The sequence below is a fragment of the Pseudarthrobacter linnaei genome, assembly GCF_055412825.1.
Genome location: NZ_JBVAYX010000008.1, coordinates 1 through 12793, shown reverse-complemented (window position 1 = coordinate 12793; position 12793 = coordinate 1). Strand labels below are relative to the sequence as shown.

Below are 12793 nucleotides of genomic sequence, written 5' to 3'. Positions count from 1 at the left end.
TTTCCCGGGCCCGGCCGGCCCCGGTGGCCCGGAGGCTTTAGCCGCGGCTGCGCTTCCAGGAACCGGGTCCTGGCTTCGGTGCCAGCTGCAGCTGCTGCCGGCGGATCCAGTGCCGGGCGCTTGGCTTCTGCGGCTCGGCCGGTTCGCCGCCGCCCACGGACAGCACGACGGCGGCCAGCGCCGCAAGTTCCTCCGGCGTCGGCTCGCCCTTGACGACGGCGAACAGCGGCGGCCCGGCCGCCGGCGTCTCCCCGGGCTCAACCGCGGGGTGGGTGGACGTCACAGCGGGATGTTCCCGTGCTTCTTGGCGGGCAGGCTGGCGCGCTTGTCCCGCAGGGCACGCAGGCCCTTGATGACCTGCACCCGGGTCTCGGACGGGGCAATGACCGCGTCCACGTAGCCGAGCTGGGCGGCCTGGTACGGGTTGAGCAGCTCTTCCTCGTACTGCCGGATGACCTCGGCGCGCTTGCCCTCGACGTCGCCGCCCTCCGCCGCGACCGCTGCGAGCTCGCGGCGGTACAGGATGTTGACGGCGCCCTGGGCACCCATCACGCCGATCTGCGCGGTGGGCCAGGCCAGGTTAAGGTCCGCGCCGAGCTTCTTGGAGCCCATCACGATGTACGCCCCGCCGTAGGCCTTGCGCGTGATGACCGTCAGCTTCGGCACGGTGGCCTCGGCGTAGGCGTAGAGCAGCTTCGCGCCGCGGCGGATAATGCCCTGGAACTCCTGGTCCTTGCCCGGCAGGAAGCCCGGCACGTCCACGAGCGTGATGATGGGGACATTGAAGGCGTCACAGTGCCGGACGAAGCGGGCGGCCTTCTCCGAGGCGGCGATGTCCAGGGTGCCGGCGAACTGCATCGGCTGGTTGGCGACGATGCCCACGGTGTGGCCCTCGACCCGGCCGTAGCCGATCATCACGTTCGGGGCGTAGAGGGACTGCATCTCCAAAAAGTGCGCGTCGTCCACGATCTGTTCGATGACCTTGCGCATGTCGTACGGCTGGTTGGCCGAATCCGGGATTAGTGCGTCCAGGGCGAGGTCATCGTCCTCGAGCTCCAGCTCCTGGGTGTGCTCCAGCACGGGGGCTTCGGCGAGGTTGTTGGAGGGCAAAAAGTCCAGGAGTTCGCGGACGAACTCGATGGCGTCGGCCTCGTCTGAGGCGAGGTAGGTGGAGGTGCCGGTGTTGGCGTTGTGCTGCCGGGCGCCGCCGAGGGTCTCCATGTCCACGTCTTCGCCCGTGACGGTCTTGATTACGTCCGGGCCGGTGATGAACATGTGGGAGGTCTTGTCCACCATGACCACATAGTCGGTCAGGGCAGGGGAGTAGGCCGCGCCGCCGGCGGAGGGACCCATAATAAGGGAGATCTGCGGGACCACGCCGGAGGCATGGACGTTGTTGCGGAAGATGTCCGCGAACATCGCGAGCGACGCAACGCCTTCCTGGATTCGGGCGCCGCCGCCGTCGAGGATGCCGACCACGGGGCAGCCGTTGCGCAGCGCGAATTCCTGGACCTTGACGATCTTCTCGCCGTTGACCTGGCTCAGCGAGCCGCCGTAGACCGAAAAGTCCTGGCTGTAGACGGCCACGGGGCGGCCGTCCACGGTGCCGTAGCCGGAGACCAGGCCATCGCCCAGGGGCTTCTTCTTCTCCATGCCGAAGGCGGTGGAGCGGTGCACGGCGAGTGCGTCGAACTCGACGAAGGAGCCGGCGTCCAGCAGCAGATCGATGCGCTCGCGGGCAGTGTTCTTGCCGCGGGCGTGCTGCTTCTCGATCGCTTCCGGGCCGGAGGGCTGCTCAGCACGGGCCTGGCGGTCGCGGAAATCGGCAATCTTTCCCGCGGTCGTGGTCAGATCGTGGCTCATCAAGTGTCTCCGGCTCTGTCGCTGATAGTCTGCTGAATCGTGTGGTGCTGGCGGTGCTGTGGTGCGCCGGCCCTGTGCCGCGTGGCGCTTTAGCTGGTATCCACAAAAGCCGGGCCTTGATGGCAAGTCTAGTGACGCTATTGGCCCATGCCGCTGTAGAAAACCTACAAGATTCACCCCCACTCCCACCGGAACCACCACGTGGGCGCGGGCGCCGATTGTCCGGACGGGCGCGGCGCGTCAATGTTACTCACCAGTAACTTGTGTCGGCTAGAGTGTGCTCATGACTTTGAGCAACGACGCTTCGGGCACCGCCCCGCAGTCCCAGCAGCCAGGGCCCTACCAGGCCGCCGGTTCCCTCCAGGGCCGCACCCTCCTCATCTCCGGCGGAAGCCGCGGGATCGGCCTGGCCATCGCCACGCGCGCCGCGCGCGACGGCGCCAACATCGTTCTGATGGCCAAGACCGGCCAGCCGCACGCCAAGCTGGAGGGCACGGTCTACTCCGCCGCCGAACAGATCGAGGAAGCTGGCGGCCAGGCCCTGCCGCTGGTCGGGGATGTGCGCAACGACGCCGACGTCGCCGGTGCGGTGGCCGCCGCCGTCGAACGCTTCGGCGGGATCGACATCGTCATCAACAACGCCTCCGCGATCGACCTGTCCAAAACCGACAACGTCGACATGAAGCGCTACGACCTCATGCAGGACATCAACGTCCGGGGCACCTTCCTGCTCTCCAAGCTCGCCCTGCCCGCGCTGCGCGAATCCCATGCCGGCCAGATCCTGACGCTCTCCCCGCCGCTGAACCTGGACCCGAAGTGGGCCGGCATGCACCTGGCGTACACCATGGCGAAGTACGGCATGAGTCTGACCACCCTGGGCCTCGCCGAGGAACTGAAGGTCGACGGCATCAGCGTGAACTCGCTGTGGCCCTGCACCCTGATCAACACGGCCGCCATCCGTAACCTGCCGGGCGGCGACCGGATCGTCCAGGGCGCCCGCGGCCCCGAAATCATGGCGGATGCGGCCCACGCCGTCCTGACCAGCAGCAACGCCATCCCGGAATCGGGCAGCTGGAGCGGGAACTTCTACACCGACGAACAGGTCCTCGCGGCCGCCGGCGTCACGGACTTCACCCCTTACAGCCTGGGCGCCCCGGAAGAGAAGCTGATTCCTGACATCTTCCTCTGAGTTTCCTGCGGCTTCCGATGGTCCAGTGAACAGCCAGCACCGCCGAAATTACCCACTATTGCGGGTTCGACGCCGGAAATCCGCGGTGTTTCGGCCCAACCCGCCGTTGGTGGCGTTGAGAGGTGGGGACGTTCCTTCGGGCGAGTGCCGGAGCCGACGGCAGCGTAACTCGGTAGGATTCAATGCATGGAAGCCGCGCAGGAAGTCCCGGACCGTCCGCCCCTTGATGTGATCGCCCTCAGTGATGAGGCGTTCCTCTCCGCCAACGGCATTCCGCGGCTCACGGTGCTGGGCTCCACCGGCTCCACGAACGCGGACCTGCTGCGCGGCGTCACCGAGGATCCCGCCGCATACCCGGATCTCACCGTGCTCACCGCCGAATACCAGAGCGCCGCCCGCGGCCGCCTGGAGCGCCGCTGGGAAGCGCCGGCCAACAGCTCGGTCTCCGTCTCGCTGGTGCTGCGCCCGGTCAACGCAGAGGGACGCCCGCTGCCGACCCAGAGCTACTCCTGGCTCTCGCTGCTGGCGGCCCTGGCCCTGCGCGAGGCGCTGCTGGAGACGGCCGGCATTCCGGCGGAACTCAAGTGGCCCAACGACGTCCTGGTGCGCGGCCGCAAGATCGCCGGCATCCTGGCCCAGCTGGGCCCGATGGCCGGCGGCGCTGTGCCGCCCGTCGTGCTGGGGACCGGGCTGAACGTCACCCTTACGGAAGCCGACCTCCCGGTACCCACCGCCACGTCCGTCCTGCTGGAACACCCGACGACGGTGGACCGGACCGAGTTGCTTAAGAGCTACTTATCCCGGTTCGCCACGCTCTACCGCAGCTTCTGCAACGCCGACGGCGATCCCGCCGCCGGGATGGCCGGCGGCCCCTCGCTGCACAAGCGGGTCGAGCACCTGCTGACGACGCTTGGCAAGCAGGTCCGCGCCCAGCTGCCCGGCGACCACGAACTCATCGGCCACGCCACCCGCCTGGATGACTACGGCTCGCTTATGGTGGTCGATTCCGGGGGACACGAGCACGTGGTGACGGCCGGCGATGTGGTGCACCTGCGGCCCTGGACACGTCCGGACCAGAATGCAGGTCACGAAAGCGGTTATGCGTAAAGGGCTCCTCCCGGGCGAGCAGGTAATTGTGGTGACCCGGCCGCAGCCCAGGACCCTGATTGCCCCGGCGCTGCTGTTCATCCTGGTTCCGGCGCTGGCCGCCTACGCCAGCGCCTGGATTGTGAAGGGCGGGCCCGCCCGGCTGGCCCCGCTGATGAAGGCGTCCACCAGGGAGTGGACGCCGTGGCTGATCGGGGCGTGCGTTACGCTGGCGGCCTGGGTGCTGCTGGGCTACTGCCTGCCGAGAGTCATGAGCTGGCACGCCACCAAATACATCCTGACGAGCCAGCGGCTGGTGGTCCGGTACGGCATGCTGCGGCGGCGCGACCTGCAGGTCTCCCTGGCCACCATCCGTAATGTGGTCATCCATCAGTCGTTGTTCCAACGCGTATTGCGCTCCGGGAATATATCCTTGGATACCGGGTACCCCTCCAGCACGGTGGTCCCCGACGTTCCGGAAGCCGCGACGTTCCGCAACTTCATCCTCGACGCCATTGACGACCTGCCGCAGGGCGGGGTCCTGGGTGCCGGGGGAGGGCCGTACAGTGCCGACGGGGCCTGGCCTGAGGAGACGAGAGAAGGTGGAAGAGATGAGCGCTGAGAACGTACGCCACGACACGGGACTGCTGGCCGAGGAGCCGTCACACGTCTCGGATGCCTTCGTCGAGACCGCCAGCCTCGAAGCAGCCGTCCTCGATTCCCTCGCCGAAGGCTCGGATGACGCCGCGGACTCCGCCGCCGGCGAGCAGACCGGCGCTGCACCGGCTGAACCCGACGACGCCGATTCCGTGGACACCGACTCGGACCCGTCCGATGCCGAGTTCGCGGCGGACACCAATTTCGACGCCGACGCCGACGCCGACAGTAAAGCAGAGACGGCTGCCGCCGCGCCGCCGACCGGAACCATGTCCGCCGAACGCGTTGCCCTGAAGGCCCTCGAGCAGCGGCTGCTCGGCGGGGAACGCAAGCTCCGCCGCCGCGAAGTCGCATCCGGCGCCGGACTGTCCCTGCTCTCCGCCCGGAAACTCTGGCGGGCCCTGGGCTTTCCCAACATCGGGGACGAGGACGTCGCCTTCACCGAACGCGACCAGGCCGCGCTGAACACCATCGTGGACCTGGTCCGCGCCGGCAAACTCACCGAGGAAGCCGCCATCTCCGTGACCCGCGCCATCGGCCAGATGACGGACCGCATGGTGGTCTGGCAGGTCGAGGCCCTCGTCGAGGACATGGTCCAGAACCAGGGCGTCACCGACGCCGTGGCCCGCAAGCGCCTGGTCGGCGAACTGCCGTCCCTCGTGGACGCGCTCGAGGAAATGCTGCTCTACTCCTGGCGCCGCCAGCTCAACGCCGGCGTCCAGCGCCTTGCCGTGCGCGCGGAGGCCGGGCTGGCGTCCAGCGAGGAAGGCCGTGAAGGCGACGAGGATGACGCCCCGCTGCCGCTGGCACGGGCCGTCGGCTTCGCGGACCTGGTCTCCTACACGAGCCTGTCCCGCCGCATGAACGAAAAGACCCTCGCGCAGCTGGTGCAGCGCTTCGAGAACAAGTGTGCCGAGATCATCTCGGTGGGCGGCGGGCGCCTGGTGAAGACCGTCGGCGACGAGGTCCTGTACATCGCCGAGACTCCCGCCGCCGGCGCCGAGATCTCCCTCGCCCTCTGCCAGGCCTTCACCGACGACGAAATCCTGCCGCAGGCCCGGGTGGCCATGGTGTGGGGCCGCATCCTGTCCCGGCTGGGGGACATCTACGGTCCGACGGTCAACCTGGCGGCGCGGCTCACCGCGCTGGCGGATCCGGGGACGGTGCTGGTGGATTCCATGACCGCGGCCGCGCTGGAACAGGACGACCGGTTCGTCCTGTATCCGCGACCTGCCGAAGACGTCCGGGGCTTCGGTGAGATCCACCCGGTGCAGCTCCAGCGCGGCAGCGGCCGCGGCCTCGTCCTGGACTAAAAAACCCCCGGGCTGCGCCGATGCTGTTCCGTGCGGACGCGACGCGCCCGGGTTTTTCAAATCGATAGCTAATATGCGATAGTCGAAGCTATCCGACACCAGCCAGGGCCGATGCCCCATGCTTGGATGCCGTGACCCGGGGGGACACCGCACATATGAAGACCTTTCTGTCGGCACTGCGGCCAAAAACCCGCCGACCGGGTGCGGCACGCCCTCTCACCGCCCGCCGCCGGCGTTTTATGGCCGGAACCGGCCTTGCTGCCGCCTCCGCCGTCCTCATCACGGGCGCCATCATCTATCCGGGGTTTAAGACCACTGAGGTGGAGTTGAACGATGGTGGGGTGTGGGTGGTGTCGAAGTCGAAGAATGCTGTGGGGCGGTTGAATTATCCGTCGCGGGTGCTGGATGGGGCGGTGACGCCGGCGAGTACGACGTTTGATGTGTTGCAGGATGCTGGGACGGTGTTTGTTGATGACAGTGCCGGTTCGACGTTGAACCAGGTGTCGGCGGCGAACATGCGTTTGGGTGGGGATAAGAAGCTGCCGGGGTCCGCGGCGGTGAGTTATGGGTCGAAGGTCATGTCGGTGACGGATGCGGCCAAGGGGACGGTGTGGGCGCTCTCGCCGTCGACGGTGAATGGTTTTGATGAGGAGAGTTCGGAGCCGGTTTTGACGGGCTCGGCCGGGACGGTGTCGGCGGTCGGGGCCGATGACCGGATTTACAGTGCGGATCCGAAGTCCGGGCAGGTCACGGTGACGAGTGTGGATGCCGGGGGTGCGGTGACGGATTCAGCGGTGAGTTCGTGGGACGGGCTCAAGGGTGCCGGGGATCTGCAGTTGGCGGTCGTGGGGGACCAGCCGGTGGTGCTGGATGCGGGGCGGGGGAAGTTGTTCCTGCCGGGCGGACGTGAGCTGGCGTTGGCGGAGGCGCGGGATGCGAAGCTGCAGCTTTCGGGTCCGGCGGCGGATGCGGTGGCGGTCGCGACGCCGAAGGCGCTGCTGCGCCAGCCGCTGGATGGTTCGACGGCGAAGACGGTCACGTTCGGCGGGCAGGGTGTTCCGGCGGCGCCGGTGCAGCTGGCCGGGTGTGTGCATGCGGCGTGGTCGGGGGCGAACAAGTATGTCCGTGAGTGTGTCAATGATGCCGATGACAAGACCGTGGATGTGCCCAAGGCCAGTGCGTCGCCGTCGTATGCGTTCCGGGTGAACCGGGACCTGGTGGTCCTCAATGATGTGAATTCCGGCAATGTCTGGCTGGTCAACCAGAACATGCAGCTCGTCAACAACTGGGACGACGTCGTCCCGCCCAAGCAGACCTCCGACGACGCGGACAAAGATTCCGCCGACGAGGTCCAGCAGACCGTCCTGCCGGACCGCACCAAACCCAACAGCGCCCCCGTGGCCAATCCGGACAGCTTCGGTGTCCGCGCCGGCAAGACCACCATCCTCCCCGTACTCGACAACGACACCGACCCCGACGGCGACATCCTCACGGTCCAGGCCCCCGACCCGGTCAAATCCGGACTCCTGGCGCCGATCTACGGCTCCACCGGCTTCCAGGTCAGCGTCCCGGCGGAGCAGACCGGCTCGGAGACCTTCAAATATTCGGCAGACGACGGCCGCGGACTCTCCGCCACCGCCGATGTCACGCTCACCGTCATCCCCGCGGGGGAGAACTCCGCGCCGCGGCAGAAACCCAACCGGAACACCTCCCTCATGGTGCAGTCCGGCAAGCTTGTCACCCAGAACATTCTCCCGGACTGGATCGACCCCGACGGCGACGACCTCTACGTCGTCAGCGCCACCAGCAGCGACCCCCGGGACCAGGTCAAGGTCCGTCCCGACGGCCTGCTCAGCTTCCAGGATGCCGGCGCCGAGCCCGGCCGCAAGATCGTCACCGTCACGGTCTCCGACGGCCAGTCCAGCACCGAAGGCAAGATCACCGTCGACGTCCGGGCACCCGGCGCCCTGCCGCCGATCGCCAACGCGGACCACCTCGTCGCCGTCGCAGGGATGGACACCGTCGTCGCCCCGCTCAAGAACGACTCGGATCCCCAGGGCGGAGCGCTGCGCCTTGCCCAGGTCACCCCGGACGGCAACTCCACCGCAACGATGGGCGCGGACCAGCAGACCTTCACGTTCAACTCCACCGCCCAGGGCGCCCACTACGTCACCTACCTCGTAACCAACGGCCCGGCCAGCGCCCAGCAGCTGGTCCGGGTCGACGTCGTGCCCGGCAACGGCGACGGCGCCCCGGTGGCCGTGCGGGACACCGCCCTGCTCCCCAGCGGCGGCAGCGTGCTGGTGGATGTCCTGGGCAACGATTCCGACCCCTCCGGCGGTGTGCTGGTGGTCCAGTCCGTCACGGCCGAAGACGGGCAGCCCGTGAGCGTCTCCGTGCTGGACCACTCGGTGGTCCGGATCACCGACATCCGCGCGCAGGGCCAGCTCAACGTCACCTATACTATCTCCAACGGCAAGTCCTCAGCCAGCGGCGAGATCGCCGTCCTCGTGGTCCCGGCCCCCGCCAAACTCCAGGCACCGCAGGCCAAACCGGACGAAGCGACCGTGCGGGCCGGCGACGTCGTCACCATCCCCGTCCTTGAGAACGACACCGACCCCAACGGCGGGAAGCTGACCCTCGAACCGGTCCTCGCGCAGCAGCCCGACGCCGCGGACGGCCGCATCTTCCCCTCCGGCAACACCCTGCGCTTCATCGCCGGCGAAGCGCCCAAAACCGTGTACGCGATCTACAAGGTCACCAACGACTCCGGACAGTCGGACTCCCAGCAGCTCACCATCCGGATCCAGGCCCGCGACGACGAGCGGAACACCCGCCCGGTGCCGAAAAACCTGACCGCCCGCGTCGTGGCCGGGATGGTGGTCCGTATCCCCGTGCCGCTGGACGGCATCGACTCCGACGGCGACTCCGTCCAGCTGATCGGTATCGACAAGGCCCCCGCCATGGGAACGGCCGTGGTCAAGGACGGCTACCTCGAATTCACCGCCACCGGCAACGCTGCCGGGACCGACACCTTCAACTACCGTGTCCGGGACCGGATCGGCGCCGAAAACACCGGAACCGTGATTGTCGGCATCGCCCCGCCGGAAGCCAACAACCAGAAACCCATCGCCATGGACGACGCCGTCGACGTCCGCCCCGGCCGGAAGATCGCCGTCGACGCCCTCAGCAACGACTCGGACCCCGACGGGGACCCGATCAGCCTGGTCTCCAACGCCTTCGAAGCCCGCCCCGAACTGCAGGTGGAAGCAGCCGACGGCGGCAAGGTGCTCCTCACCGCCCCCGGCACCGCCGGCAACGAGAGCGTCAGCTACAAAATCCAGGACGACAAAAAAGCCCAGGGCAGCGCCGTGATCCGCGTCCGGATCAGCCCGGACGCAGCCCTCAAGCTCCCGCTCGCCAAGGACGACGTGGTCACCCCCGCGGAGACCCTCGGCAAGTCCGCCGTCGACGTTCCAGTCTTGAAGAACGACTCGGACCCCGACGGCGTCGCCTCCGAACTCAAGGTCTCCCTGCCTGACGGCAACCCGAACGCGCGCGTCGGAGGCGACGGCAACGTCGTCGTGGCCCTGGTCCCGAAGGACCAGCTGGTCCCGTACACCGTCACCGACGTCGACGGTCAAAGCTCGACGGCGGTCATCTGGGTTCCCGGGCAGGGCGAGCAACACCCCAGCCTGGCGCGCACCGACGTCGTGGAAGTGATGGCCGGCCAGGAAATCACCCTCGACCTGAACGAATACGTCCGGGTCCGGGACGGGCGCACCCCGCGCATCACGCAGGTGGACAAGGTCCGGGTGCAGGGGGCCGCGACCGAGAACGTCGTGGCCGGGAACGGCTCCGCGCTGCGCTACGCCGCGCTCGAGGACTACGTCGGCCCCGGCTCCGTGACGTTCGAGGTCACCGACGGCACAGGACCGGACGATCCGCAGGGCCTCACCTCGACCCTGAGCATCATCACCAAGGTCCTTCCGGACCCGAACGCCAACCACCAGCCCACCTTCAGCGGCACCGATCTCGAGGTGCCGAAGGCCGAATCCGTCAGCCTGGAGCTCGGCAACCTCGCCAAGGACGTGGACTCCGGGGACCAGGAGAAGCTCAAGTTCGAGCTCGACGGCACCCTGCCGGACGGGTTCAAGGCAACGATCGACGGCCACGCCCTCAAGGTCACCGCGGAAGCCACGCTCGCCGCGGGACGCCAGGGGACCATCCCGCTGAAGGTCACCGATGGCCGCTCCGAACCGGTCAAGGCTACGGTGGCCGCCACCGTCGTCGCCTCCAACCGGCCCCTCCCGACGGCCAACGAGGACGTCATCGAGGGGGCCAATGCGGGCAGGACCGAGACCATCAATGTCCTGGCCAACGACTTCAACCCCTTCGGTGAGACCCCGCTGAAGATCATCTCGGCGACGGTCGAAACCGGCTCCGCCGCCGGCGCCCCGGCCGTGAACGGGGACTCGATCACGGTCACTCCCGCCGAGGGCTCCAAGGGCGTGATGGTGATCCGCTACACCGTGCAGGACAAAACCGAGGACCCCACGCGTCAGGCGAGCGGCCGGGTGCGCATCACGGTCCGGGATAAACCGGATGCCCCCTCGGCGCCGTCCGCGACGGACGTCCGCAGCCGCACCGCCGTGCTCAAGTGGGCGCCGCCGTCGGACAACGGCGCTGCCATCAGCAAGTACACCGTCAGCTCCAGCGGCTTCAGCCAGGACTGCCCCACCACCACGTGCACGCTTAGCGGCCTGACCAACGACGTCAAGTACGTCTTTACCGTCACCGCCACAAACGAGGTGGGGGAGTCAGCGCCCTCGGCGGCGTCCAACGAAATCCGGCCCGATGAGAAGCCGTCCCCGCCGGAGGCCCCGACGGTCAAGGCCGGCGACAAGAACATGGTGATTAACTGGGCCCCGGCCAAGACCGAGGGCTCGGCCGTCAAGAGCTACAACCTGGAGATCTCCCCGCCGCCGGCGACCGGGATTGGCGTGAAGAACGGCGTCACCGGCCTGAACTACACCTGGCCGGGACTGACCAACGGCGTGCGCTACAAGGTGCGTGCCCAGGCCGTCAACGAGCTTGGCCCGTCTGAGTGGGGGATCTACTCGGCGGAGGACAACCCCGCCGGTGTCCCGGCAGCCCCGGCGGCACCAACGACGGCAGTTGACTCCGCCGTGGGCACCTCGAACCAGCTCAAGGTGAACTGGGCCGAACCGAACACCAACGGCGACGCGATCAAGAACTACTACGTCACCATGAGCGGCGGCGGCGGGACCACCCAGACCCAGATGGTGGCGGGGACGGTCCGGACAGCGAACTTCACCGCGAACAACTCCGAGGCGTCCTACACCTTCACTGTCCAGGCCGAAAACAAGGCCGGCAAGGGCGCGGTCAGCGCAGCGTCGGCGCCGCGCCGTGCCACCGGCAAGCTCTCGACGGTCTCCGGCGTCAGCGTCGTACCTGCCAACACCGGCGGTGCGGGCCGGGCGGTGACGATCGACTTCCGGGAACTCACGAGCGCAGAGCGCAACGGCTCCGCGGCCAATGAGGTCAGCTACGCGTACAGGGCCAGCACCGGCCAGTCCGGCCCCATCCGGCCCGGGCAGACCGTGGGCGGGTTCGCGAACGGGGCCGCCACGACCATCACGGTGACCGCGAACTCCACGGTGGCCCCCAGCTCCAATGGCAGCGCCGGCGCGTCCACGACCCCGTTCGGTGCTCCCGGGACGCCCTCGGCCTCCGGTCAGAACGGGGCTGAAAACCAGAAGGCGCTGACCCTCAGCTGGTCCTCGCCATCGACCTCCACCAACGACGTCGCCAAGACCCAGATCAACATCGACGGCGGAGGCTGGCAGGATGTGAGCCCCTCCGGCAGCAGGACGGTCAATACCGGAGGCTACGACGAGCCGCACTCCATCCAGGTCCGGACGGCCAACTCGGTAGGAACCTTCGGTGCGACTGCCACGGCGACCGCGAAGTCCGGTCCGCCGCAACGCGTCTGGTCCACCCGGGTCAAGACTTCCGATCCGAACTTCGTGCGCACCTGCACGTACACGCTGGGCGGCTCGAACTACCGTCCCACGCCGTACTTCGACTGCGACGGCGTCAACAACGGGGACTCGCCCCCGTGGTTCTACAAGAACAGCGGGGAGACCATCGTGGTCAAGTGCTACGTCGTGCAGAACGACAACTGGACCAACTCCCCGGACACCGAGTGGTACCGGGTGGAATCTGGTTCCAACCGGAACGTTGGCCGGTACATAATCGCGGGGCACACCCAGCTTGGTGCGCCGTACAGCCTCGGGATCCCCCGATGCTGAGCGCGGCAGGGAAGTCCTCCCCATCGCAGGCCCCGGGCACGTTCGGTAGGCTGTCGCGGGAAGTGGGGGCCTGGTCTCGGGTCCGCCACGGGAATCACTACCCCTTATTGAAGGAAGTCTGAAGCTGTGACACGTCTTTTCGCCACGCTGGGGTCCAGGAAGCCGGGCTCTGGTCATCCGGGGTCACACAAACGGCGCAACAAGCTCATCGCCGTCACCGCCTCCATCTCCGCTGCCGCGGTGCTGGTCACGGCTGCCGTCATCTATCCGGGGTTTAAGACCACTGAGGTGGAGTTGAACGATGGTGGGGTGTGGGTGGTGTCGAAGTCGAAGAATGCTGTGGGGCGGTT

The 12793-nt window shown here is 67.8% G+C and carries 8 protein-coding genes; 6 read left to right on the top strand and 2 right to left on the bottom strand.

Translation table 11 applies throughout. The annotated features are described in order from the left end of the window. Positions 1-37 precede the first annotated feature (37 nt). Complete coding sequence (locus ACZYZ3_RS09610) at positions 38-283, bottom strand: acyl-CoA carboxylase subunit epsilon (protein WP_463963602.1); 246 nt, start codon at positions 281-283, stop codon at positions 38-40. Further along, on the bottom strand, positions 280-1863 hold the full coding sequence (locus ACZYZ3_RS09605; RefSeq protein WP_463963601.1) for an acyl-CoA carboxylase subunit beta: 1584 nt from the start codon (positions 1861-1863) through the stop codon (positions 280-282). The genes ACZYZ3_RS09610 and ACZYZ3_RS09605 overlap by 4 nt, the downstream gene beginning before the upstream one ends. Before the next feature lie 283 nt (positions 1864-2146). Between ACZYZ3_RS09605 and ACZYZ3_RS09600 the strand changes: the two genes are divergently transcribed. From ACZYZ3_RS09600 to ACZYZ3_RS09575, 6 genes are all read left to right on the top strand, one after another. Then, complete coding sequence (locus ACZYZ3_RS09600) at positions 2147-3052, top strand: SDR family oxidoreductase (protein ID WP_463963600.1); 906 nt, start codon at positions 2147-2149, stop codon at positions 3050-3052. Between the two features lie 186 nt (positions 3053-3238). Next, positions 3239-4159 (top strand): biotin--[acetyl-CoA-carboxylase] ligase, encoded by a 921-nt coding sequence (locus ACZYZ3_RS09595; protein ID WP_463963599.1) that lies wholly within the window; start codon positions 3239-3241, stop codon positions 4157-4159. Then, positions 4152-4760 (top strand): PH domain-containing protein, encoded by a 609-nt coding sequence (locus ACZYZ3_RS09590; RefSeq protein WP_463963598.1) that lies wholly within the window; start codon positions 4152-4154, stop codon positions 4758-4760. The genes ACZYZ3_RS09595 and ACZYZ3_RS09590 overlap by 8 nt, the downstream gene beginning before the upstream one ends. Beyond that, entirely contained in the window at positions 4750-6108 is a 1359-nt protein-coding gene (locus tag ACZYZ3_RS09585; protein WP_463963597.1) for an adenylate/guanylate cyclase domain-containing protein, read from the top strand. Before ACZYZ3_RS09590 ends, ACZYZ3_RS09585 begins: the two co-directional genes overlap by 11 nt. Before the next feature lie 239 nt (positions 6109-6347). Further along, the gene (locus tag ACZYZ3_RS09580; RefSeq protein WP_463963707.1) at positions 6348-12443 is read left to right on the top strand and encodes an Ig-like domain-containing protein; all 6096 of its coding nucleotides are present in this window, start codon (positions 6348-6350) and stop codon (positions 12441-12443) included. 126 nt (positions 12444-12569) lie between these two features. Beyond that, positions 12570-12793, top strand: a 224-nt coding sequence (locus ACZYZ3_RS09575) for a hypothetical protein (RefSeq protein ID WP_463963596.1), incomplete at its 3' end; no start/stop codon positions are given.